Source organism: Mycobacterium sp. E2497 (assembly GCF_001668695.1).
In the GTDB taxonomy this organism is placed as follows: Bacteria; Actinomycetota; Actinomycetes; order Mycobacteriales; family Mycobacteriaceae; genus Mycobacterium.
Map to the genome: position 1 here is coordinate 40,399 of NZ_LZKD01000231.1, position 22,136 is coordinate 62,534.

Here is a 22,136-nt window from a genome sequence, read left to right on the forward strand (position 1 = left end):
CTGCGGGGTCGGCTCCGGGGCGAGCCGTCCGGTCGTGAGAAGAGTTGCGTGATGTCCACTTTCGTGGTTCCTGGAGCAGAGCTTGCGGTTGAACTGAGCGACGAAGGTGGTCATCCGGTAGTTCAACTGCACGGGCTTACCTCCAGCCGCGCGCGTGACCGGGTGCTCAATCTCGACCTCGGCAGGGGCCTCAGCGGGACCCGACTGCTGCGGTACGACGCACGCGGCCATGGCAAGTCGACTGGGCGCAAGGTCCCGGAGGATTACCGATGGGAAAGCCTTGCCGAGGATCTTCTGCAGCTGCTCGACAAATGGTTTCCCGGCGAACGAGTACACGGAGTCGGCCCGTCCATGGGTACCGGCACGCTGCTGCACGCGGCTGCCCGCGAGCCGGACCGCTTCGCCGGCCTCACGCTCATGGTGCCGGCTACCGCGTGGGAAACCCGGCCCGCGCAGGCGGCGATCTACCGGGTTGCGGCCGAATTGATCGAAACCGAGGGAGTCGGGGCATTCATCGCGTCGGCGCGTGGGGCGACTCCGCCGCCAGCCACGGTCGGCGCGCCCGAAACAGTTCCCGATGTGGCCGACGCGCTGCTGCCGTCACTGTTTCGAGGCGCGGCTCTCAGCGACCTGCCCGCTCGCGAAGCGGTCGCACGAATCGATGTGCCGACGACGATTCTGGCCTGGGTCGGCGACCCGGCGCATCCGATGTCGACAGCGGAATCGCTTGCCGCACTGATGCCGCGGTCGACGCTCACCGTGGCGCACAGCCCGGCCGATGTCGAGACCTGGCCCCGGATCCTGAGCCAAGACGTCGCCCGCAGAGGCTGACTTGTACGCGGAGCCACGTCGGCTCGTGCCTGGGCCTCGTCGACGTCTTGCATGGTGTAGGTGCCGCCGCGCTGACGTGCGGTTATGGACAACCTTCGCGTGGCTTGTTACTGCGCTTGAACGAGTCTTCCGGCGCGTTGACGCGCGGGGGCTGCCGCAACAGTCGTGAGTTTCAGGTCTTCGCTGACCTCGTCGAGCGCGCGGCCGCGGGGTTCCGGCAGCAGGAGTGTCGTCGCGATCGCCGCGATGTAGCAGCCGAACGCCAGCAGCGTCACCGCCCGCAACCCCTCCGCAGACAGGATGAGCGGCACCACAAGCGCTCCCCCGAATGCGCCGACCTTGGCGACACCCGACGACAGGCCGTGCAAGCTACTGCGGAAGGCGGTCGGGTAGGACTCGGCGGCCAGCAGCATGGTGGTGTAGTTCGGACCGAACGCGATGCCGAACAACGAGAGACCGAACACGATCCCGAAGGGCAGGACGGCGCTGCTCAGGGTGGGCACCACGGTGATCAGCAGCATGGCCAACGCACACAACCCGAAGCCGGCGATTTGGAGTCGACGCCGCGGCCATCGGTCGAGGACGAAGAGCCCGGCGATGGCGCCGACCAGGCTGAAGCACACGACGAGCACGGCGTTCAGCGCGATGTTGGACAGCGTGGAGCCGTGCGGGCTGATGGTCTTGATCAGCAGCGGCTGACTCACAGAGTTGCCGTACACCGCGACGTTGAAGAAGAACCAGCTTCCGGCGGTGCCCAGCAGGGTGATGAGCACCTTGCGGTTCGTCAACGCCAACCGCAGCCCACCGACCGGAACCTTAGAAACCGTTGCCGCACTGAACGTTTGATTGCCCGCTCCGGCGAACTTCTCGAAGTCCTGGCGCGCCCGACGCTCGTCGCCATGCTCGGCCGTCCAACGGGGCGACTCCGGCATGTGGCGACGCTGGTAGAGAACCAGCATCGACGGCAGTACACCCAGCCCGAGGATCAGTCGCCAGGCCAGGTCGTTGTCGACACCGACCGCGAGGACCAGCAGGCTCACCAGGTAGGCGCAGACCTGGCCGAACACATAGAACAGGAACGTCATGCCGACGAGTTGGCCACGGTTTCGCGCGTTGGCGTACTCGGTCATGATGACGCCGCTGGCCGGGTAGTCGCCGCCGATGCCCACCCCGAGGATCAGCCGGCCGACCAGCAACACCGTGAAGTTCGGGGCGAACGCCGACACCAGGGCCCCGATGATCATCAGCACGGCTTCGAGCCCGTACACGCGCCGGCGGCCGAAGCGGTCGCCGAGCCGGCCGAACACCATCGCGCCCACCGCGACCGCGAGAAGCGTCGAGCTGGTCAGCATCGAGACCTGACCGCTGCCGAGGTGGAACTGCGGTGCGGCCAGCAGCGTCACCGAGCCGATGACGTTGAGGTCATAGGAGTCGGTGAAGAATCCCGCCCCGGCCGTCGCCGCTGCCTTGAAGTGGAAGACGCCGAGTGGGGCGTCGTCGATGGACTTCCCGACGCTCTCGCTGCTGGCCACGTCAGTCATTGAGGCTCCGATTCCAAGCGCCGACTTGTCATTACAAGAACCCTCCGATAGAGGTTCAGCAGCTGTCAACACCGGAATGTTCTGGGCAGCAGATGTTCAGATTCCCTTAACCAACAGGCTGATTCGTAAGCAAAGCCCGGGCCGGAGCCCTCGCCACACATGTATAGTCAAGTCGTGGCAACCGCACTGCACGAGGTCATTGCCGACAGCCTGAGGGAACAGATCCGCCTCGGTGAACTGGTCGTGGGCGCGCCGCTGCCCTCGGAGTCTCGGCTGTGCGAACAGTGGAACGCGTCGCGCGGACCGGTGCGCCAAGCGCTGGCCACCCTGCGCGCCGAGGGCGTCATCGCCGGCGGGCGCGGCAAACCGCCGGTCGTGTGTTCCGCCGCGACCGGGCAGCCCTTCGACACGCTGCTGTCGTATTCGGCGTGGGCGCACTCGATCGGCCGTACGCCCGGGCAGCGGACCCTGGAGTTGGCGCTGCGGCGGGCCGACCAGCACGCCGCCTCGGTGCTACACGTCGACGTCGATGCGCCGGTCGTCGAGGTGTTGCGGCTGCGCTACCTCGACGACGAGCCCGCGATGCTCGAGCGCGCCGTATTCGTCGAGCACGTCGGTCGGCGCCTGTTCGACTTCGACTGCGATTCGGGATCCCTGTGGGCGTATCTACTTTCGCAGGGCGTGCAGTTCGCCCGGGCATCCCATGTGATCGACGCGGTGGCCGCCGACGCGCTGGACGCGCAGCACCTCGGTGTGCCCGAGGGAGTTCCGTTGCTGCGTCAGCAGCGAACGACGCGAAGCCCGTACGGCGAAATCCTCGAATACCACGACGACCGATACCTGCCGGGACTCGTCAGTTTCACCCTCGAAAACACGCTGGACGCGCGCTGCGCCCTGACGCGCAACGCCAATCCCTAAGGAGCCGAGCTCATGACGATCCTCCCGCCCGAGGTCGTGGTCCTGGACATGGCGGGCACCACGATCGACGACGGTCAGCAGGTCTACCGCGTGCTCGCTGAGACCGCGAGAGCGCACGGGGCATCGCCGTCGGAGGCCGAAATCGCCCGCTGGCACGGTGCCTCGAAGCACGAAGCGCTGCGCGAACTGCTCACCTCCCGCTCCGGCACGCCCCCGAGCGCGGGGGAGCTGGAAGTGGTGGTCACCGATTTCCATGCCCGGCTCAGCGCCGCCTACGCCGATCACCCGCCGTACCCGCTGCCGGGGGTCGTCGGCGCTCTGTCCACGTTGCGCGACCGTGGTGTAAAGGTCGCGCTGACAACGGGATTCGACCGCGTCATCGTCGAATCGCTGCTGTCGGCGCTGGGATGGATGGACGACGCGGTGGCGGATACCGTCGTCTGCGGCAGCGATGTGGCCGCCGGACGCCCCGCGCCCTACATGATCTTTCGGGCCATGGAACGGCTGGGCGTGACCGATGTGGCGCGCGTCCTGGTCGCCGGAGACACTCCCCGCGACCTCGAAGCCGGGACCAACTCCGGTGCCGCGATGGTGGTGGGCGTCCTTTCGGGAGCCAGCGACGCCGACGAACTCGGCGCCCACCGGCACACCCACCTGCTGCCGTCGGTGGCCGACCTGCCCGGCCTGCTCGGCGTGCTCCCGGTGGCGATGAGCGCTCCATGACCAGCGCAACCCTCGACCGGCGGATCGACACCACCGCCGCGGCAGTATGGCGCGGCGGTGACCGGATCACCGTCGAGCGCGTGGCGGTGCCGCCACTGGGCCCGGCCGACGTGCTCGTCCGGGTGCGCCTGGCCACCGTGTGCGGCAGCGACCGGCACACCGTCAGCGGCCGTCGCGTGCAACCGTGCCCGTCGATCCTTGGCCACGAGGCCGTCGGTGAGATCGTTGCCGTCGGACAAGCAGGCAGGCGCGACGTCGACGGCCATGACCTACACCCCGGGCAACGCGTCATCTGGTCGATCACGCTGCCCTGCCGAACCTGTGACCGCTGCCGCGCCGGGGTCACCGCCAAATGCCGCACAGTCCGCAAGGCCGGGCACGAGGCGCTCGACTCGGACTGGGCGTTGTCCGGCTCCTACGCCGAATATGTCTTTCTGCCAAGCAACTTGGCGATCGCGGTCGTCGACGACGACCTCAGTGACGCCGCCGCCGCTCCCGCCGCCTGCGCGACGGCGACGGTCATGGCGGTGATCGACCGCGCGGGGCCGCTGGCCGGCAAGCGGGTTAGCGTCGTAGGGGTCGGCATGCTCGGACTCAGCGCTGTCGCGGCTGCGGTCTCGGCCGGCGCATCGGCGGTCACGGCGATCGATCCCAGCACCGAAAGAAGGCAGCTGGCAAGGCAATTCGGCGCAACCGACGAGGCGCCATCGGCACACGACGTGGGAAGCTGCGACGTCTTGTTGGAGTTCTCCGGCTCATCGGCGGCCTTGCAGGCCGGATTAACCGCGTTGGACGGCCAGGGCGTCGCTGCCCTCGCCGGTTCCGTCGCGCCCAACGGCGCCATCGCGCTCGACCCCGAGCAAGTCGTTCGCCGGCAGCTGTCGATCTTCGGCGTGCACAATTACGAGCCGCGGCACCTCAGTGCGGCGCTGAGCTTTCTGCTCGCAACCCACGACCGGTTTCCGTGGGTGGAACTGGTTGCCCAGCCCCGGCCGCTCGCGGACGTCGCGAGCCTGCTCGTCGGCTGCCCCGGCCCCTCGCCGCGATATTCGGTCGCGCCCTAGGCCTTAACTCCGGACGAGAACGAATGCCTCGGCCTTTCGAGCATCGTCCGAGGCAGGTTAGATCATCGGCATGGGCGAACGCATCACTTTCCAGGGCTCCACGGGCGCGCAACTGGCCGGCGTCATCGAGGTGCCCGAGGGAGCGGTGCGCGGCTGGGGCGTGTTCGCGCACGGCTTCACGCTCGGCAAGGACTCGCCCGCCGCGGCGAGGATCTGCAAGCAACTGGCCGCCGACGGCATCGGCATGCTGCGCTTCGACGCGCTCGGCCTCGGCGGATCCGAGGGCGACTGGGGCGACGGGTCGTTCACCGTCAAGGTCCACGACATCGCCAAGGCGTGCGAATTCATGACAAGCCGCGGAACCCCGGCCGACATCCTGATCGGGCACTCGTGGGGCGGCGCGGCGGTGCTCGCCGCGGCTCGGCAATCGCCCGGAGTGCGGTCGGTGGTGACGGTCGCCGCACCGGTCGACCCGAGCCACGTCGAAAAGCATTACGACGCAGTCGTCGACCGCTGTCTGACCGAGGGCAGCGCCGAATGGATGGTCGGTGGACGCACGCTGACGCTCAAGCGGGCATTCGTCGAGGATGTTCGCCGGGCCCACCTGCGCGACAAGATCAGGGATTTGCGCCTGCCGCTGCTGATCCTGCACTCGCCCACCGACAACACGGTCGGCATCGAGAACGCGAGCGAGATCTTCCGCTTGGCCCGTCATCCCCGCAGCTTCGTCTCGCTGGAGGGGTCCGATCACTTTCTCACCGCTCGTGGCCAGGCGCACCGGGCGGGGCGGATCATCGGCGCCTGGGCCGACGCGTACCTGGGTGACAACAGCTACGTCAAGTAGGCACACCAGCCGATGCGATGCTCACCCGCCGACGCCGGGGGCACATTCGCCAAGCTCCCCGCGATCGCTGATGTCCAGGACTTCGACCTCGTACCTGTCCGACAACTCCTGGCCGAACGCCATGGCCTCCGGCCCTCCGTCGGTGTCGAGGAGTCCCAGCTCGACGATGCCGCCCACGCGCGCCCGGTACTCGGCACGGGGGCTGATCTTCATCGTCGGCGGCGGCCGGAACGGCAGCACGTCATGCAGGACAACCTTGCCGACAACCAGATACGACCACGGCGCATCCGTGACCTTCAGTTGCGGCGCCGCTCGCGAGGCCAGCTGCGCCACCCTCGGGAACCCGCGCGCCCGCGCGATCACATCCGCAACCTCGATATCGGCGTACCACCCGCACTCGCACTCCGGCGCCGGCGGCACGTGCGCCGGGTTGTAGCGGCATTCGGCGGCGGACCATTTCGTCGGCCAGGCCATTTCGCCGTAATAGGGGGATCTCAGCACATCCCCGGCCATTCCCGTCCAAAAGCGAAAGCCGACGGCGGTTTCCAGGCGGCCGAAACCGGGTGCGATCAGCCGGTCGTCCAGCCATTCGTGCAGCCCGGGCATCGCGGCCTCGATCGCTGCCAGGGCGTGCTCGAAGTCGGCGCCAAAGACCGGGTTCCGGACGTCCACGCACCTGAGCCGGGCATCGTCGACGCCACGCTCCCGCAACACCTCCACGTGTTCGCGGCCCAACGCCACCACCAGATCGGCGGCGAGATGCTCGGGGCCGACCAGCGCGGCCCGATGGCCCGCCGGGGCGGGATAACCACTCGCGGACAGCACCGAGCACGCTTGCTCATCGGCGGTGTCGCCCACCCACGCGAGCGTGCCCGCACTGGAGACCCGCACCACATCTTCCAGACCACGCTCCCGCAGCTGCTCGGCGAACAGCGCCGCGGCCATCACCGATCGAGCGCGGTTGAAACTGCATACGAACGCGACGTGCAGCCGAGGGTTACCCACCGTCCGCACCGCATCCCACGCAGCGCAGCGAGCTCATGGAAGTCCTTCAATCGAGGGTGACCGTTGTATGGGACTCGCCTCGAGCAGATTTGAGTCGGTCGCCAGCTTATCGGTGGGGTCCCGGGTCAGCCGCCCCGCTGTCGTGCCAGGACAAACGCCTCGATGTGGCGCGTACCGGCCCGCGCTTCGTACTTGCGCCAGCCCGGATACAGCTCAAGGCCTTTCGCCCAGATCTCGTCGCGCTCGCCGGGCGCGGCGAGCCGCGCGTTCGCGTGCCAGCTATCCCGGCCGATGGCCACCGTCGCTTCGGGGTGGGCCTTGAGGTTGTGGTACCAGGAGGGGTGCTTGGTGCCACCGAAGTTGGACGCGATGAGGGCCAGGCCGTCCGGGTGCGGGATTCCGTACACGGCGACGGTGCGCGGCTCACCGGATCTCGCGCCGGTGGTGGTGAGCATGACCACGGGGATGCCGGTCGCCAGCCCGGCGAAGCTGGTCCTGCCCCCGCTGACCCGGGTGATGAGCCGGTCGAGGTGGTGCGCGGTGGGACGCAGCAGCGCGACACCCACGGGTGTCGACGCGAAGCGCCGCATCATCCGGTGGAATGTGTTGGCATCGTCGAAGGACTGGCCGGGCATGGTGTCATTGTGACCCGAGCCTGGGCCGCGTAGGGCCTGTTCACGCGAGCCGAAAAACCAACGCCAATCCCGCCACAGGCGTCGCCCACGACACTAAGCTGCTGGTCGTGGGCAAGAACGTGTTAGCCAACGGCCGTGGGCGCTGGCTGGCGATCCTGGGCTCGCTCGCACTTGCGGCCGGCATGATCTACGCCCAAGACACGAAGCCGCGATGCTGCGCGCCGAACGCGCTGGCGGCGGCCCCCACGACCGCATCCGCCGCACCTACCAACGCCGCCGCGCCACTCATCGACAACCCGCACACCGCCACTCCCGCGGAAGTCGAGATGCTGGCCGCGAACGCGCCCGCCGCCGCCCAGCAGTTCCAGGTCGCGTTGCCCCGCGGCCTGGCCTCGGAGGACCGGCTCCAGGTCAAGACGATCTGGGCGGAGCGAGCCATCAGCGTGCTGTTTCCGCAGATCAAGACGATCTACGGGTACCGCGAAGACCCCTTGCCGTGGCACCCCAACGGGTTGGCGATCGACGTGATGATCCCGAACCACAACACCCCCGAGGGCATCGAGCTGGGCAACCAGATCGCCGGGTACGCCTTGGCGAACGCGAAGCGCTGGGGAATCAACCACGTGATCTGGCGGCAGAAGATCTATCCGGGCGTCGGAGGGGGAAGCTGGACCGCCGACCTCGGGTCGGAAACGCTCAACCACTACGACCACGTTCACATCGCCACCAACGGCGGCGGCTACCCCACCGGGCACGAGGTCTATTACATCGCCTCGATGACGCCCGCGCCCAACCAGTGACACGCGGGACGCGGCGGGTCCCCGCATTGCGTCATGGCCGTCGCAGCAGGAACAGGCTGTAGGCGGCGACGGACTGTGCGTCGGCGATCACTCCGGAACGGATCATCTGCTCGACGTCCTCGCGGTCGAACCAGGCACTGCGCAGGTCCTGTTCCTCGTGCTCGAGGTCCGGCTCGCCCTCGACGATTCCGGTGGCCAGGAACACCCACCCGCGCTGGCTCGTCATGCCCGGTGCGACGTCGAGCTGGCCGAGGACTTCGAACGACGTCGCACTCAATCCCGTTTCTTCGCGCAACTCACGCGCGGCCAGCTCGGAGGGGTCCGTGTCCGCCAAACCGGGTGCGGTTCCTTGCGGGAATTCCCAGCGTCGCGCCCCGAGCGGGTACCGAAACTGCTCGACCAGCCGGAAGCGGTCCCCGTCGAACGGCATCACGAGCGCATAGTCGGGTTTGTCCACCACACCGTAAATGCCGGGGCTGCCGTCCGGGCGACGGATGTCGTCTTCGCGGAGCACCATCCATTGGCTCCGGTAGACCTCGCGGGACGCGACGCATTCGATGAAGTGCACCCGCCCAGTATCACTGCCGGCCCACGACGCGTCCCGTTACGGGGCGGCCGTGAAGCGGTCGTACGTCCGGCGCAGTGCGCCGCGGTCGACGGAATGCAACACGCTGGTGAGAGCCCCGAAGACGTCGACGTGTCCGACGGTGGGATCCGCGGATTCGCCGCGGGTGTATTCCCAGGGCAGAGATCGTCCGCGGCGCAGCACCTCGCCGAGATACCACACCGCGCCGTCGAGGAACGGCGCATTGCGTTCCTCGTCCAGGAGCTGTTCGGGTGTCGGAGCCTTCTGAACGACCAGGTCTTCCAGCGCGTCGAGGGACGCCGGGGAGAAGTCCCAGACGGCATCGCCGCCGTAATGGCTTGCCCACACCGGGAATTGGGCACCCCGCTCGGCAAGCCAGCACCGCAGGTATTCGCCATTCGAAAACCGTTGTGTCGCTTGTCGTTTGGCCATGAAGCGGCGCTTGGTGGATTCTTCGACCCGGTCGCGCATCTCGGCCACCCAGCGGAGGTCCTCGACACGGTCCCGCCACTTCGCCAGTTCCTCTTGGGCGGCGACGGTAAGGGGGCTGTCGTCACCGAAGACCCGGGCTTCGTCGTCGGCCAGGGCTTGCCAGGTGGCGACCTTGTCCCGGTAGTCCTGGGGTTCGGACTCCCACAGCGCGATCGTGTGCCGCGCGATCAGCGTGTGGCGGTGGTCGTGCCCCAGCTTCTCTCGCATCACCTCGACCAGCGACTCGAGTTGGGCCATGGCGCCGGCGGCGTCCACCGATTCGCCGTGCCATTGCGCCAGTGACAACCGCATCCCCAGCGTGTCCTCGTGGTGCTCACCGAGCACCAAGCGCCGTGCGGCAAGGACGCGCTCACCCTCGGCGATGGCCCCCGGGTAGTCACCGAGCTCCTTGAGCTGGTGCGCCACCCGGTCCCTGGACGTCAGCACGGTCGGGTGCTCGGCGCCCAGCACGCCTTCTTCGTCGGCCAGCAGCTGCGACCATTCGGCCAGGGCGGCGCGCCCCTCGGGCTGCGGCCGGTCGGCGAACATGTGACGCGCCGTCAACGTGGTGATGTGGTTGCGCCCGAGCACCTCCTCGAGTTCGGGTACCAGCTGCTCGAGAGCGGCATAGGCCCCTGCCTGGTCTCCCATCTGCAGCTGCAGGTGCACCAGCGCGAGCTCCATGTCCAACACGTTGGGATGGCGCTCCCCCAGGATCGGCCGGCACAGCGCGACCAGCTCGTTCATCAGCGGCAAAGCCCCGGCGAAGTCGGCCGCGGCGATGCGCTCCGAGATGAGCCGGGTCAAGGCGGCAAGCGGCCCGGGCAGTTCCGGCTGCGTCATATCGTTATCGAATCTCGCGCGCGGCGCCGTGGCAATTCACCTCGCCTTCCCCGCCTCCGGTGTCGCGCTGGCATGAATCGGCACGGTGCCCGATAGTCATAGGAACAAAACGCCAACGTCAGCAGAGGTGGGGGTTATGCCGGACGCCCGGGAGCGGGGGTGACCATGCGCGGCCACATCATCGTCAGCGGTGACGACGCGCTGGCCACCACGATCGTCGAGGAGCTCAACACCGCCGGCATGCACATCGTCAAGGTCCGCACCGCCGGTGAGCTCGAAACCGTCGGGGTCACCCGCGCTCTCGCCGTGATCTGCGTCGGGGACGACGACGCGACCAACCTGGAAATCGCGCTGCTGGCACGCAAGGCCAACCCGGGCGTCCGGGTGGTGGCGCGGCTGGCCAATGACGTGCTGCGCACGGCGATGGCCGCGGACAAGCGCCCCGGGGCGATCCTGGACGTCGCCGACCTGGCGGCACCCTCGGTAGTCGAGGCGTGTCTGGCGCACACCGTGCACCCGTTCGAGGCGGCGGGCATCGAGTTCGTCGTCTCCGGCGCCGAGGCGCCGTACAGCGCGACGCTGCGCGAGATCTACGGCGACCTGGCGCCGGTGGCGGTGATCCACGGCGAGAACTGCGCCACCCCGGGAGAGGTCGTGTCCTGTCCGGGCCGCGACCTGCCGATCCACGCCGGCGACTGGACCGCGATGATCGGCACCGCCGACGAACTGGCCGCCCGCGGCATCAGGGTTCCGCGGCCCACGGTGACGCGATATCGCCTGACCCGGCTGCGCAGGGCGCTCGACGGCGCGCGCGCCCTGCGTGACGACGTCAACCCGATGTTCGCGAGGGCGTTGCTGGCGGCGGCGTGCCTGCTGATCGGGTCGACGGTGGTGCTGCGGTTCAGCTACCAGCCGCATCCGAAGATGACGTGGCTCGACGCGTTGTATTTCAGCACGGAGACGATCGCGACGGTGGGTTACGGCGACTTCAGCTTCCTGCAGCAGCCCACCTGGCTGCGGCTGTTCAGCATCATGCTGATGTTCGCCGGGGTGACGACCACCGCGCTTCTCGTCGCCTTCATCGCCGACCTGCTGCTATCGCGGCGTTTCGCCCATTCGGTCGGCCGCCGCCGGGCGCGCCACCTGCGCAATCACGTGATCGTCGTCGGGCTGGGTTCGTTCGGCAGCCGCGTGATCGCCGACTTGAGGTCGGCCGGGTACGACGTCGCGGTGATCGAGCGGGACGAGAACAACCGGTTTCTGTCGACGGCGGCCGACCTCGACGTGCCGGTGATCTTCGGCGACGCGACGCTGCGCCAGACGCTGGAGGCGGCGCGCGTCGACCACGCCCGCGCGGTGGCGGTGCTGACGCAGGACGACATGGTCAACATCGAGACCGGGATCGTGCTGCGCGAGATGCTCGGGCCCCGGGTGAAGCCCGAAGTCGTCCGGCCCGACGTTCCCCTGGTGCTCCGGGTCTATGACCGTGCGCTGGGGGCCGCGGTGGCGCAGCGGTTCGGCTTCGAAAACGTCCGGTCCACCGTCGAACTGGCCGCGCCATGGTTCATCGGCGCCGCGATGGGCCTGCAGGTGCTGGGCACCTTCTCCGTCGGGCAGCGCTCGTTCATGATCGGCGGGATGCACGTGGCGCCCGGCAGCGAGCTCGACGGGCTGAAGATGTTCGAACTGTCGACGCAGACGCGCGTCATTGCGATCACCCGCCAGGACGCGCCCGTCGAGCTCCACCCGCGCCGTGACGCCTGGCTGCGGGGCGGCGACACCGTCTACCTCGTCGGCCCGTACCGCGAGCTGCTGGCGACGCTGCGCAAGGGTCAGCCGCCCCAGCAGCCGGCGGCGGGCAACGACCAGCGCGCGTCGGCCTAACCCCTAGAGCCGGGCCGCCACGTCCGCCGCGCGGCTGAGCTGGTCGACGTCCGAGCTGGTCGGGATGAGCTGCACCTCGTCGGCGCCGATGGCCTCGAACTTGCGCAGCACCGCCAGCAGCTCGTCCTCGGTGCCGGCCCAGCCGGTCGTCGGCGCCATCGCGTCGACGTACTCCCCCGGTATCCAGTTCATGTACCGCCGCAGATGACGATGCACCTGGGCGCGAGCCTGCTCGGGTGAGCCGAACGCGAACCAGAACGACGTCACCAGGTGCGGTTTGCCCTTGCCCGCCCGCGCCCACGCGTCGCGCGCGACGTCGAACAGCTCGTTCTGCTTGGCGGCATCCAGGTCCAGGGTGGTCCCGGCGAGCCCGACGGCCCAGGACGCGGCGCTGCGGATGGTCTTCGGGCCGATGCTGCCCACCAACAGCGGCGGACCGCCGGGCTGCACCGGCGCGGGCCCGACCGGCAGGACCGAGTCGGTGAGCTTTTCGCCGGCCCACACCCGCTTCATCACGGCCACGCGCTCGGCCATGTCGCGAATGGTCTGCGTCGCCGGGTCGGCGCCGACGGCGTGGTAGTCCTCGTGCCTGCCGCCCACGCCGATGCCCACGCTCAGCCGCCCACCACAGAGCATGTCGCCGGTCGCCAGGGCCTTGGCCAGCATCACGGGGTCGTGCAGCTGCGGGACGATCACGGTCGTCAGGAGCCGCACCCGACGCGTCCAGGCGGCCAGCGCTCCCAGCAGGGTGAGGTTGTCCGGGTTGTCGAATGCGATGCGCTCACCCCAGCACAGCGATGAGAACGGGCCGGCGTCGATCCCGCGCGCCCAGCTCTCCAACACTTCCGCATCCAAGTCCGGCTCCATCACCGGCAGCGTCATCGCAATCCGCACGACGGCGATTCTGGCATGACAGTCAACATCCGGGCGGGCAAGTGGCAGCATGGAGCAGATGGGTTTCACCAGCAGTTCCATCGCGCACGTCCGCCTCACCGTCACCGATATCGAGCGGTCCCGTCAGTTCTATGAGAGCGTTTTCGGTTGGCCGGTGCTGCTGGAGGTGCCCGACAACGCCGACGAGGCCACCCGCAGCCAATTGAGCTTCCTGTTCGGTGGCGTCATCTACGACCTCGGCGGCACGCTGCTCGGACTGCGGCCCGTTGCCACCGACCGCTTCGACGAAGACCGCACCGGGCTCGACCACATCGCGTTCCGGGTCGCCAGCAAGGACGAATTGGATTCCGCCGCAGCCCATCTCGATGATCTGGGTGTCTCCCACGAACCTGTGAAGGACATCGGGCCGTCCTACATCCTGCAGTTCCGCGACCCCGACAACATCGCCCTCGAACTCACCGCACCGAAATAGGAGGAGCATGGCCATCAGTTTCAACCACACGATCGTCGCCTCCCGCGACAAGCGCGAGTCCGCGGAATTCCTCACCGAGTTGTTCGGACTGCCAGACCCAAAGCCGTTCGGCCACTTCATGGTTGTCCAGCTCGAGCACGGCGCCAGCCTGGACTATTCGGACGCCCCCGGCGGGACGGAGATTCCGCGGCAGCACTACGCCTTCCTGGTGTCCGAAGAGGAGTTCGACACGATCTACGGCAAGATCTCCTCGCGCGGACTGCAGCACTGGGCCGACCCGGGCGCCAACCGGCCCGGCGAGATCAACCATAGGGACGGCGGGCGCGGGGTGTACTTCCTGGACCCGTCGGGGCATGCCATGGAGATCCTGACCCGCCCCTACGGGTCGGGGGGCCAGCGGTAGTGGTTATTCGCCCCCACGCGGTGTGCCGTGCCGCACGCTCTCCTGCGTTCGGTAGTCCTCGGCGAACTGCGCCACGTGTCTGGGCAGGGCGTTAGCGGCGACGTCGGACAGCGTGGTTTCCTCCAGCACCGAGCGCATGCTGGCGCGCAGCGCCCGCCAGACGTCGGTGAGCGCCGCGGTGGGGCCCGAGTAGGGCAAGTCGCCCAGACCGATGTCGCGCACGCTGGCCAGTGGCCCGTCGATGCAGCGCAACACGTCGGCGATGCTGATCTCGTTGCCGGGCCGGGCCAGTTCGTAACCGCCCTCGCGGCCCCGATGGCTTCTCACCAGGCGGTCGGTGCGCAGGTTGGTCAGGATGTCGACGAGAAACTGCGGCGGTATGCCCTGCGCCTGGGCCAAGTCGTCGGTTTTCACCAACGTCCCGTGGGGGACCGTGGCGAGCTGGACCATGGCCCGCACCGCGTACTCCGCCTTCGCCGACATGCGCACTCTCAGGATTGTGCCACCCGATGTGCGAAATCCGGCGTAGCCGGGCGCGCTATCCGCGTGATTCGAGCAGATCGACGATGCTGCGTGCCTGCTCCTCGACGGTGCGGTCCGGCGTCAGCCGCAGGTCGGGGTTGGCCGGCGGCTGATACGGGCTGTCGATGCCGGTGAAGTGTGCGATCTCGCCCGCGCGGGCCTTGGCATAGAGCCCCTTGGGATCACGCTGCTCGCATTCTTCGATGGGGGTGTCGCAGAACACCTCGATGAAGTCGAACCCCGCGGCGGCGTGCACATTACGAGCCATCTCGCGCTGCTCGGTCAGCGGGCTGATGGCCGGCACCAGCACGACGTTGCCGCAGTCGGCGAGCAGAGCCGCCACATGCGCCAGCCGGCGCAGGTTCTCCGCGCGGTCGGCCATGCTGAAGCCCAGGTCGGCGTTCAAGCCGTGCCGCAGGTTGTCACCGTCGAGAACGTAAGCGGGGATGCCCTTTTCGAGCAGCATCTGCTCGACCAGCATCGCCACCGACGACTTGCCGGATCCGGACAGACCGGTGAACCATATGGTCCTGCCCCGCGGGCGGGCTTCGGCGACGGCCGATGACTTGTGCCGCACCGTGTTCGGGCTCGCCGTCTGCACCGAGACGTCACGCAGCACCATGCCCGCGGCGACGGTGCCGTTGGTGTGCGGGTCGATCAGGATGAACGAGCCCGTGCTGGCGTTGCGGGTGTACTCGTCGAGCAGCAAGGGCACCTGAGTGCGCAGCGAAATTCGACCAAGTTCGTTGAGCTGCAACGCGTTTGCAGTCTTGTCGCGGTGCAGGGTGTTCACGTCCAGCCGGTAGTCCAGCCCGGTCACCCGCGCGCGCGTGGTGCGGGTGGTGTGCTTGATGACGTATTCGCGGCCGGGCTCCAGCGTCGCGTCGTCGGCCATCCAGCACACGGTCGCGTCGAAATCCTGGGCGATCCGGGGCTGGTTGTTGCTGCGGGCGATGAGGTCACCGCGCGAGATGTCGATCTCGTCGGCAAGGCTGATCGACACGGCCATCGGCGGAAAGGCTTCTTCGACAGGACCGTTCGGCCCGTCGATCGCGGTGATCCGGGTGGTCTTGCCGATCGGCAGGACGACGACCTCGTCACCGGCACGCATGACCCCGCTGGCCACGGTGCCGGCATAGCTGCGGTGGTCCTGGTGTTCGCGGGTGTGCGGCCGGATGACGTACTGGACCGGGAATCGCACGTCGACCAGGTTGCGGTCGCCGGCGATGTAGACCTCCTCCAGGTGCGACAGCAGCGCCGGGCCCTCGTACCAGGGCGTCTGGTCCGACTTGGTCACCACGTTGTCGCCGTGCAACGCCGATAGCGGGATGGTGGCCACGTCGTGCACGTCCAGGCGCGCGGCGAACGCGTGGAATTCGTCCCGGATCGCCTCGAATTTGTCTCTGTCCCAGCCGATCAGGTCCATCTTGTTCACGGCGAGCACGATGTGCTGGATACCCAGCAACGAGGCCAGGAAGGCGTGCCGGCGGGACTGCTCCAGCAGGCCGTGGCGGGCATCGACGAGCACGATCACCAGTTGGGCGGTCGACGCGCCGGTCACCATGTTGCGGGTGTACTGGATGTGGCCCGGGGTGTCGGCGATGATGAATTTCCGCTTGGGAGTGGCGAAATAGCGGTAGGCGACGTCGATCGTGATGCCCTGCTCACGTTCGGCGCGCAAGCCGTCGGTCACCAGCGCCAGGTCGGTGTAGTCGTGACCACGATCCTTGGAGGTCTGTTCCACCGCGGCCCACTGGTCCTCCATGACGGCCTTGGAGTCGTAGAGCAGGCGCCCGATCAGGGTGGACTTGCCGTCGTCGACGGAACCCGCGGTGGCGAGGCGAAGCAGCGTGGTGGGTGTGGCCATCAGAAGTACCCCTGCCGTTTGCGGTCTTCCATGCCGGCTTCCGAGATTCGGTCGTCTGCCCTGGTGGCGCCGCGTTCGGTCAGCCGGGACACCGCGGTCTCGGCGATGACCTCCTCCACCGTCGAGGCTTCCGATTCCACGCATCCGGTGCAGGTGACGTCGCCGACGGTGCGGAAACGGACCGTCGTTTCGAACACCGGCTCGTCGTCGCGCGGTTGCATGTGCCGGTCGACGGCCAGCAGCATGCCGTCGCGGCGAAACACCTTGCGCCGGTGTGCGTAATAGATCGAGGGCAGCGCGATGTTCTCGGCACCGATGTAGGACCAGATGTCGAACTCGGTCCAGTTGGACAGCGGGAAGGCCCGGATGTGCTCGCCCTTGTGGTGCCGGCCGTTGTAGAGGTTCCACAGCTCGGGCCGCTGCGCCTTCGGGTCCCACTGGCCGAACTCGTCACGGAAGCTGAACACGCGTTCCTTGGCGCGCGCCTTCTCCTCGTCGCGGCGCGCTCCGCCGAACGCCGCGTCGAACTTGTTCTCCCGGATGGCGCGCAGCAGCGTCACGGTCTGGATCGGGTTGCGTCCCTGCTTGGGCTCGACTACGCGGCCGGCGTCGATGTCCTCCTGGACCGACGCGACGACCAGGCGGACCCCGTGCTCGGCGACCAGCTCGTCGCGGGTGGCGATCACCTCGTCGAAGTTGTGGCCGGTGTCGACGTGCATCACGGGGAACGGCAACCTCCCGGGCTTAAACGCCCGCAGTGCCAGGTGCAGCATGACGATGGAGTCCTTGCCGCCGGAGAACAACAACACCGGCCGCTCGAACTCGGCGGCCACCTCCCGGATGATGTGGATCGCTTCGGCCTCCAGTGAGCGCAGATGGCTCAACTCGTACTGGCCGGCGGCGGGGGCCGCCTTCAGATCGCTGGGCATAGCTTCCTCGGGTAAACCTGGTAGAGTCGGTCAAGTTTAGCAGCTTTGCCATCATAGCACCAGCACTGGCGACGGGTTGTCAAGTGGGGCCGCTCATAGCGCGGACGACGGTGATCCGACTGATCGGGTCAAGACGGGCGGCGACCCTTTTCCGGCCGATGCCCGGTGCGAAAGCATGAACGGATGACCTCCGACTCTGCACCCCAGGGCCCATCATCGAGCGGCCGCGACGTCATCGCGCAGTTCCTCCTCGAATCACCGTTCGTCGCCATGCTGGGCATCGTCGCCGACCGGCTCGACGACCAGAGGTGAGGTTGCGGCTGCCGTGGGACACCTCCAACGTCACGATCGGTGACATGGTCCACGGGGGCGCGATCGCCATACTCGCCGATGTCACGTCATGGCGGCGGCATGGTGCGGCGCGCAGGGCAAGCTCGTCGCGAAGGCCCTCGCGACCTACAAGGTGGGCCGACTACAGCTAGACCTTGACTTCCTCGAGCTTCCCCGTCGCGACGTCGAAGACGAATCCGCGCACGGACTCGTGCTTGGTCACGAACGGGCTGTTCTCGATGCGCCGCAGCGACTGCCGGACGTCCTCGGCCACGTCGGGGAAGGCTTCGGGTGCCCACGGCGGCTTGACGCCGGTCTCCTCTTGAATGGCGCGCTTGAAGTCGTCGTCGGTGAAGGTCAGCATTCCGCAATCGGTGTGGTGGATCAGGATGATCTCCCGGGTCCCAAGCAACCGCTGACTGATGGCCAGCGACCGGATCACGTCGTCGGTGATCACCCCGCCGGCGTTGCGGATGACGTGGGCCTCGCCCTCATTGAGACCGAGGGCGCGGTACACGTCGAGCCGGGCGTCCATGCAGGCGACGACCGCGACGTGTTTGGCCGGCGGCATCGGCAGCGGGCCGTGGAAGCTGCTCGCATAGTGGGCGTTGTTGGCCAGGAAGTCGTCGGTAACCGTCACGCAAGCCTCCTCGGAATGTCGCAGCACTCGGAGTTGCTACCCGCATCGGTGCCGCGGTGATGTTAACAACGGGCCATCGTTCATTGACGCATGAAAATCAGCGGGATCACAAGGATCGATCGCCGAACCGGGCCGGTGCGGGCCGGAATCGTTAACCTGTCCCAATGCGGGTCGGGCGGTGCGATCGGGGATGATTCGCTTCTTGGCGCGCCGGTTGCTCAACTACGTCGTGCTGCTGGCGCTGGCATCGTTTCTCACGTTTTGCCTGACATCGGTGGCCTTCCGCCCACTGGACAGCCTGTTGCAGCGCAGTCCGCGGCCGCCGCAGTCCGTCATCGACGCCAAGGCGCACGCGCTCAACCTCGACAAGCCGATACCGATCCGCTATGCGCAGTGGGCCTCGCATGCCGTGCGCGGCGACTTCGGCAAGACCATCACCGGACAGCCCGTCGGCGCCACACTCTGGCGGCGCGTCGGGGTCACCCTGCGGCTCCTGGTCGTGGGGTCGCTGGCGGGCACGGTGCTGGGCGTCGTGGCCGGGGCCTGGGGGGCCATCCGCCAATACCGAATGAGTGACCGCCTCGTCACGATGGCGGCGCTGCTGGTGCTGAGCACTCCGACGTTCGTCATCGCCAGCCTCTTGATTCTCGGCGCATTACGGGTGAACTGGGCTTTGGGCGTGCACCTTTTCGACTACACCGGGGAAACCTCACCCGGCGTGGAGGGCGGGGCCTGGCATCAGTTGGTGGACCGGTTGCGGCACCTGATCCTGCCCACGCTCACCCTGACCTTGGCGGCCGCCGCCGGGTACAGCCGTTATCAGCGCAACGCGATGCTCGACGTCCTGGGCCAGGATTTCATTCGCACCGCGCGCGCCAAGGGGCTCACCCGCCGGCGCGCACTGGTGAAGCACGGACTGCGCACGGCGCTGATACCGTTGGCCACCCTGTTCGCCTACGGGGTCGCCGGCCTGGTGACCGGCGCGGTGTTCGTGGAGAAGATCTTCGGCTGGCATGGCATGGGCGAATGGCTGGTGCAGGGCATCGCGACGCAGGACACCTACATCATCGCCGCCATCACGCTGTTTTCCGGCACGGTCGTGCTGCTGGCGGGCCTGCTCTCCGACGTCTTCTACGCAGCTCTCGATCCCAGGGTGCGGGTGTCATGACGGCCGAGCCCAAAGTGGAAGGCGCTCAGGGTATCTCGTCCCCGAAACCATCGGAGTTCACCTCGCGCCGCACCCTGGTGCTGCGCAGGTTCGTGCGCAACCGGTTGGCCGTCACGGCGCTCACACTGCTGGTGCTGCTGTTCGTCGGCTGCTACGCGCTGCCGGGCCTGCTGCCGTATTCCTATGACGACCTCGACTTCGACGCGCTGTTACAACCGCCGAACGCCCGGCACTGGCTGGGCACCAACGCGCTGGGTCAGGACCTGCTGGCACAGATCCTGCGGGGCATGCAGAAGTCGATGCTGATCGGTGTGTGCGTGGCGGTCATCTCGACCGGCATTGCCGCCACGGTCGGCTCGATCGCGGGCTATTTCGGTGGCTGGCGGGACCGGGCGCTGATGTGGCTGGTCGACCTGCTGTTGGTGGTACCCAGCTTCATCCTCATCGCGATCGTCACTCCGCGAACCAAGAGCTCCGCCAACATCCTGTTGCTCGTCTTACTGCTCGCCGGCTTCGGCTGGATGATCAGCTCGCGCATGGTGCGTGGCATGACCATGAGTCTGCGTGAACGCGAATTCATCAGGGCCGCAAGGTACATGGGCGTTTCGAGCCAGCGGATCATCCTGCGCCATGTGGTGCCCAACGTGGCCTCGATCCTGATCATCGACGCCGCCCTCAACGTCGCGTCGGCCATCCTGGCCGAGACCGGGCTGAGCTTTCTCGGTTTCGGGATTCAGCCGCCGGACGTGTCGCTGGGCACGTTGATCGCCAACGGCACCCAGTCCGCGACCACCTTCCCGTGGGTGTTCCTGTTTCCGGCGGGGGTGCTGGTGCTGATCCTGGTGTGCGCCAACGTGACCGGTGACGGCCTGCGCGACGCGCTGGACCCGGGCAGCGGCATGTTGCGGGGCGGCACCCGTTGAACGCGCTGCTCGAGGTGGCCGACCTGGCCGTCAGTTTCCCGACGGACGGTGACCCGGTGACCGCGGTGCGCGGCATCAGCTACAGCATCGCCCCGGGCGAGGTCGTGGCCATGGTCGGCGAATCCGGTTCGGGCAAGTCGGTTTCGGCGATGGCGGTGGTCGGTCTGCTACCGGAGTACGCGCGGGTGCGCGGCTCGGTGCGGTTGCACGACACCGAGTTGCTGGGCCTGGGCGACGACGCGATGTCGCGGTTCCGCGGCAAGGCGGTCGGCATGGTGTTCCAGGATCCGATGTCGGCGCTGACGCCCGTCTACACAGTCGGGGACCAGATCGCCGAGGCGATCGAAATTCACCAGCCGCACGTGGGCAAGAAGGCCGCCCGCCGCCGCGCGGTGGAACTCCTCGACTTGGTCGGTATCGCTCAGCCCGACCGGCGTGCCCGCGCGTTTCCGCACGAGCTGTCCGGCGGCGAACGGCAGCGGGTGGTCATCGCGATCGCGATCGCCAACGACCCCGACCTGCTGATCTGCGACGAACCCACCACCGCGCTCGACGTCACGGTGCAGGCGCAGATCCTCGAGGTGCTCAAGACGGCGCGCGACGTCACCGGCGCCGGCGTGCTGATCATCACCCACGACCTGGGCGTGGTCGCCGAGTTCGCCGACCGGGCGCTGGTCATGTACGCGGGCCGGGTCGTCGAATCCGCCGGGGTGCACGACCTGTACCGCGATCGCCAAATGCCCTACACCGTAGGCCTGTTGGGCTCTGTCCCGCGGCTCAACGCCGCGCAGGGCACCCGGCTGGTGCCCATCCCGGGCGCGCCCCCGTCGTTGGTCGGACTGGAACCGGGCTGCCCCTTCGCGCCGCGCTGCCCCCTCGTCATCGAGGACTGCCGCGCGGACGAACCAGACCTGCTCCCCGTCGGCGCCGGTCACCGGGCGGCCTGCATCCGCACCGACCAGGTCAACGGACGCACCGCCGCGGAGATCTACGGTGTCAACACCGAGGCGCATGCCCCCGCGTCCGGCGACTCGTCGGTCGTCGTGCGGGTGCGCGATCTGGTCAAGACCTTTTCCCTGACCAAAGGTGTGGTGTTGCGCCGCAGCGTCGGCGAGGTCCGCGCGGTCGACGGCGTCAGTTTCGAGTTGCGGCAGGGCCGCACCCTCGGCATCGTCGGCGAGTCCGGCTCGGGCAAGTCGACCACGCTGCACGAAATCCTGGAATTGGTTGCGCCGCAGTCTGGTTCGATCGAAGTGCTCGGCACGGACGTGGCAACCCTGACCGCGTCGCAGCGGCGATCGTTGCGGCGCGACATCCAGGTGGTGTTCCAAGACCCGGTGGCGTCACTGGACCCCCGGCTGCCGGTGTCCGACCTCCTCGCCGAGCCGTTGCTGGCCAACGGCTTCGGAAAGAGCGAGACCAACGCGCGCGTCGCCGAGCTGCTCGACATCGTGGGACTGCGCCGAGCGGACGCCGCCCGATATCCCGCCGAGTTCTCCGGCGGGCAGAAGCAGCGCATCGGCATCGCGCGGGCGCTGGCGTTGCAGCCCAAGATCCTGGCCCTCGACGAGCCGGTCTCCGCCCTGGACGTCTCGATTCAGGCCGGCATCATCAATCTGCTGCTCGATCTGCAGGAACGGTTCGGCCTGTCGTACCTGTTCGTGTCCCATGACCTTTCGGTGGTCAGACACCTCGCGCACCAGGTCGTGGTCATGTATGCCGGCACGATCGTGGAGCAGGGCGACAGCGGGCAGGTGTTCGATAACCCGCGGCACGAGTACACCCGGAGGCTGCTGGGGGCCGTGCCACAACCGGATCCGAGCAGACGTGTCTAGGCGGGTCG

22 protein-coding genes and 1 pseudogene are annotated in these 22,136 nt (G+C 67.9%); 13 read left to right on the forward strand and 10 right to left on the reverse strand.

From position 1 onward, the window contains the following. Positions 1-51 precede the first annotated feature (51 nt). A complete protein-coding gene (locus tag A5713_RS21510; RefSeq protein ID WP_068098300.1) occupies positions 52-831 on the forward strand; it encodes an alpha/beta fold hydrolase in 780 nt (259 codons plus the stop codon). A 107-nt stretch (positions 832-938) separates the two neighbouring features. Here the strand turns inward: A5713_RS21510 and A5713_RS21515 are convergent, their stop codons facing one another. Next, entirely contained in the window at positions 939-2,372 is a 1,434-nt protein-coding gene (locus A5713_RS21515; RefSeq protein ID WP_068098301.1) for an MFS transporter, read from the reverse strand. Between the two features lie 174 nt (positions 2,373-2,546). On the opposite strand from A5713_RS21515, the gene A5713_RS21520 reads away from it, so the two are divergent. The 4 genes from A5713_RS21520 to A5713_RS21535 all read left to right on the forward strand — a co-directional run bounded on the left by A5713_RS21520 (position 2,547) and on the right by A5713_RS21535 (position 5,921). Continuing rightward, entirely contained in the window at positions 2,547-3,290 is a 744-nt protein-coding gene (locus A5713_RS21520) for a GntR family transcriptional regulator (protein WP_082973083.1), read from the forward strand. Between the two features lie 12 nt (positions 3,291-3,302). Beyond that, positions 3,303-4,013: a phosphonatase-like hydrolase gene (locus A5713_RS21525; protein WP_068098303.1), complete on the forward strand. Its 711-nt coding sequence runs from the start codon at positions 3,303-3,305 to the stop codon at positions 4,011-4,013. Next, complete coding sequence (locus A5713_RS21530) at positions 4,010-5,077, forward strand: zinc-binding dehydrogenase (protein WP_068098304.1); 1,068 nt, start codon at positions 4,010-4,012, stop codon at positions 5,075-5,077. Before A5713_RS21525 ends, A5713_RS21530 begins: the two co-directional genes overlap by 4 nt. 70 nt (positions 5,078-5,147) lie before the next feature. Then, on the forward strand, positions 5,148-5,921 hold the full coding sequence (locus A5713_RS21535) for a S9 family peptidase (RefSeq protein ID WP_067927934.1): 774 nt from the start codon (positions 5,148-5,150) through the stop codon (positions 5,919-5,921). A gap of 21 nt (positions 5,922-5,942) precedes the next feature. Here A5713_RS21535 and A5713_RS29765 read toward each other — a convergent pair whose 3' ends face one another. Together A5713_RS29765 and A5713_RS21545 are read right to left on the reverse strand one after the other, a co-directional pair. After that, the gene (locus A5713_RS29765) at positions 5,943-6,926 is read right to left on the reverse strand and encodes a hypothetical protein (RefSeq protein ID WP_156751973.1); all 984 of its coding nucleotides are present in this window, start codon (positions 6,924-6,926) and stop codon (positions 5,943-5,945) included. Positions 6,927-7,051: 125 nt separating this feature from the next. Then, entirely contained in the window at positions 7,052-7,561 is a 510-nt protein-coding gene (locus A5713_RS21545) for a nitroreductase family deazaflavin-dependent oxidoreductase (protein WP_068098306.1), read from the reverse strand. Positions 7,562-7,668: 107 nt separating this feature from the next. On the opposite strand from A5713_RS21545, the gene A5713_RS21550 reads away from it, so the two are divergent. After that, on the forward strand, positions 7,669-8,361 hold the full coding sequence (locus A5713_RS21550; protein ID WP_068098307.1) for a glycoside hydrolase: 693 nt from the start codon (positions 7,669-7,671) through the stop codon (positions 8,359-8,361). A gap of 31 nt (positions 8,362-8,392) precedes the next feature. Here A5713_RS21550 and A5713_RS21555 read toward each other — a convergent pair whose 3' ends face one another. Both A5713_RS21555 and A5713_RS28475 read right to left on the reverse strand, forming a co-directional pair. Beyond that, on the reverse strand, positions 8,393-8,878 hold the full coding sequence (locus A5713_RS21555; RefSeq protein ID WP_231980581.1) for an NUDIX hydrolase: 486 nt from the start codon (positions 8,876-8,878) through the stop codon (positions 8,393-8,395). Between the two features lie 87 nt (positions 8,879-8,965). Continuing rightward, the gene (locus tag A5713_RS28475) at positions 8,966-10,261 is read right to left on the reverse strand and encodes a tetratricopeptide repeat protein (RefSeq protein WP_068098308.1); all 1,296 of its coding nucleotides are present in this window, start codon (positions 10,259-10,261) and stop codon (positions 8,966-8,968) included. Positions 10,262-10,426: 165 nt separating this feature from the next. Here A5713_RS28475 and A5713_RS21565 point away from each other — a divergent pair, with 165 nt between their 5' ends. Further along, positions 10,427-12,145 (forward strand): NAD-binding protein, encoded by a 1,719-nt coding sequence (locus A5713_RS21565; protein ID WP_068098318.1) that lies wholly within the window; start codon positions 10,427-10,429, stop codon positions 12,143-12,145. Between the two features lie 3 nt (positions 12,146-12,148). On the opposite strand, the gene A5713_RS21570 is transcribed toward A5713_RS21565, so the two are convergent. Further along, entirely contained in the window at positions 12,149-13,027 is an 879-nt protein-coding gene (locus A5713_RS21570) for an LLM class flavin-dependent oxidoreductase (protein WP_068098309.1), read from the reverse strand. 70 nt (positions 13,028-13,097) lie between these two features. Between A5713_RS21570 and A5713_RS21575 the strand changes: the two genes are divergently transcribed. Both A5713_RS21575 and A5713_RS21580 read left to right on the forward strand, forming a co-directional pair. Beyond that, positions 13,098-13,511, forward strand: a complete 414-nt coding sequence (locus tag A5713_RS21575; protein WP_067927967.1) for a VOC family protein — start codon at positions 13,098-13,100, stop codon at positions 13,509-13,511. A gap of 7 nt (positions 13,512-13,518) precedes the next feature. Continuing rightward, positions 13,519-13,914: a VOC family protein gene (locus tag A5713_RS21580; RefSeq protein ID WP_067927915.1), complete on the forward strand. Its 396-nt coding sequence runs from the start codon at positions 13,519-13,521 to the stop codon at positions 13,912-13,914. Positions 13,915-13,917: 3 nt separating this feature from the next. Here A5713_RS21580 and A5713_RS21585 read toward each other — a convergent pair whose 3' ends face one another. The 3 genes from A5713_RS21585 to cysD are packed head-to-tail and all read right to left on the reverse strand — an operon-like array spanning position 13,918 to position 17,232. After that, entirely contained in the window at positions 13,918-14,403 is a 486-nt protein-coding gene (locus tag A5713_RS21585; protein ID WP_067927913.1) for an RrF2 family transcriptional regulator, read from the reverse strand. 49 nt (positions 14,404-14,452) lie between these two features. After that, positions 14,453-16,303, reverse strand: a complete 1,851-nt coding sequence (gene cysC / locus A5713_RS21590) for an adenylyl-sulfate kinase (RefSeq protein WP_068098310.1) — start codon at positions 16,301-16,303, stop codon at positions 14,453-14,455. Next, a complete protein-coding gene (gene cysD, locus A5713_RS21595) occupies positions 16,303-17,232 on the reverse strand; it encodes a sulfate adenylyltransferase subunit CysD (protein ID WP_067927909.1) in 930 nt (309 codons plus the stop codon). The genes cysC and cysD overlap by 1 nt, the downstream gene beginning before the upstream one ends. A gap of 183 nt (positions 17,233-17,415) precedes the next feature. Here cysD and A5713_RS21600 point away from each other — a divergent pair. Next, a pseudogene (locus A5713_RS21600) lies at positions 17,416-17,663 on the forward strand (PaaI family thioesterase); the annotation flags it as partial. Positions 17,664-17,710: 47 nt separating this feature from the next. Here the strand turns inward: A5713_RS21600 and A5713_RS21605 are convergent. Then, positions 17,711-18,202 (reverse strand): carbonic anhydrase, encoded by a 492-nt coding sequence (locus tag A5713_RS21605; RefSeq protein ID WP_067927964.1) that lies wholly within the window; start codon positions 18,200-18,202, stop codon positions 17,711-17,713. A gap of 190 nt (positions 18,203-18,392) precedes the next feature. Between A5713_RS21605 and A5713_RS21610 the strand changes: the two genes are divergently transcribed. Genes A5713_RS21610 through A5713_RS21620 form a run of 3 tightly spaced genes read left to right on the forward strand, consistent with a single transcriptional unit; the run spans position 18,393 to position 22,128 of the window. Further along, complete coding sequence (locus A5713_RS21610; RefSeq protein WP_068098311.1) at positions 18,393-19,370, forward strand: ABC transporter permease; 978 nt, start codon at positions 18,393-18,395, stop codon at positions 19,368-19,370. Further along, on the forward strand, positions 19,367-20,293 hold the full coding sequence (locus tag A5713_RS21615; protein WP_068098312.1) for an ABC transporter permease: 927 nt from the start codon (positions 19,367-19,369) through the stop codon (positions 20,291-20,293). Before A5713_RS21610 ends, A5713_RS21615 begins: the two co-directional genes overlap by 4 nt. Then, a complete protein-coding gene (locus A5713_RS21620) occupies positions 20,290-22,128 on the forward strand; it encodes an ABC transporter ATP-binding protein (protein WP_068098313.1) in 1,839 nt (612 codons plus the stop codon). The genes A5713_RS21615 and A5713_RS21620 overlap by 4 nt, the downstream gene beginning before the upstream one ends. Positions 22,129-22,136 lie beyond the last annotated feature (8 nt).

What these genes read in the sequence shown, in the direction of transcription:
- A5713_RS21510 (WP_068098300.1), top strand. Translation starts at nt 52, where the DNA reads ATGTCCACTTTCGTGGTTCCTGGAGCAGAGCTTGCGGTTGAACTGAGC.
- A5713_RS21515 (WP_068098301.1), bottom strand. Translation starts at nt 2,372, where the DNA reads ATGACTGACGTGGCCAGCAGCGAGAGCGTCGGGAAGTCCATCGACGAC.
- A5713_RS21525 (WP_068098303.1), top strand. Translation starts at nt 3,303, where the DNA reads ATGACGATCCTCCCGCCCGAGGTCGTGGTCCTGGACATGGCGGGCACC.
- A5713_RS21530 (WP_068098304.1), top strand. Translation starts at nt 4,010, where the DNA reads ATGACCAGCGCAACCCTCGACCGGCGGATCGACACCACCGCCGCGGCA.
- A5713_RS21535 (WP_067927934.1), top strand. Translation starts at nt 5,148, where the DNA reads ATGGGCGAACGCATCACTTTCCAGGGCTCCACGGGCGCGCAACTGGCC.
- A5713_RS21545 (WP_068098306.1), bottom strand. Translation starts at nt 7,561, where the DNA reads ATGCCCGGCCAGTCCTTCGACGATGCCAACACATTCCACCGGATGATG.
- A5713_RS21555 (WP_231980581.1), bottom strand. Translation starts at nt 8,878, where the DNA reads ATGGTGCTCCGCGAAGACGACATCCGTCGCCCGGACGGCAGCCCCGGC.
- A5713_RS28475 (WP_068098308.1), bottom strand. Translation starts at nt 10,261, where the DNA reads ATGACGCAGCCGGAACTGCCCGGGCCGCTTGCCGCCTTGACCCGGCTC.
- A5713_RS21565 (WP_068098318.1), top strand. Translation starts at nt 10,427, where the DNA reads ATGCGCGGCCACATCATCGTCAGCGGTGACGACGCGCTGGCCACCACG.
- A5713_RS21570 (WP_068098309.1), bottom strand. Translation starts at nt 13,027, where the DNA reads ATGACGCTGCCGGTGATGGAGCCGGACTTGGATGCGGAAGTGTTGGAG.
- A5713_RS21575 (WP_067927967.1), top strand. Translation starts at nt 13,098, where the DNA reads ATGGGTTTCACCAGCAGTTCCATCGCGCACGTCCGCCTCACCGTCACC.
- A5713_RS21580 (WP_067927915.1), top strand. Translation starts at nt 13,519, where the DNA reads ATGGCCATCAGTTTCAACCACACGATCGTCGCCTCCCGCGACAAGCGC.
- cysC (WP_068098310.1), bottom strand. Translation starts at nt 16,303, where the DNA reads ATGGCCACACCCACCACGCTGCTTCGCCTCGCCACCGCGGGTTCCGTC.
- cysD (WP_067927909.1), bottom strand. Translation starts at nt 17,232, where the DNA reads ATGCCCAGCGATCTGAAGGCGGCCCCCGCCGCCGGCCAGTACGAGTTG.
- A5713_RS21610 (WP_068098311.1), top strand. Translation starts at nt 18,393, where the DNA reads ATGATTCGCTTCTTGGCGCGCCGGTTGCTCAACTACGTCGTGCTGCTG.
- A5713_RS21615 (WP_068098312.1), top strand. Translation starts at nt 19,367, where the DNA reads ATGACGGCCGAGCCCAAAGTGGAAGGCGCTCAGGGTATCTCGTCCCCG.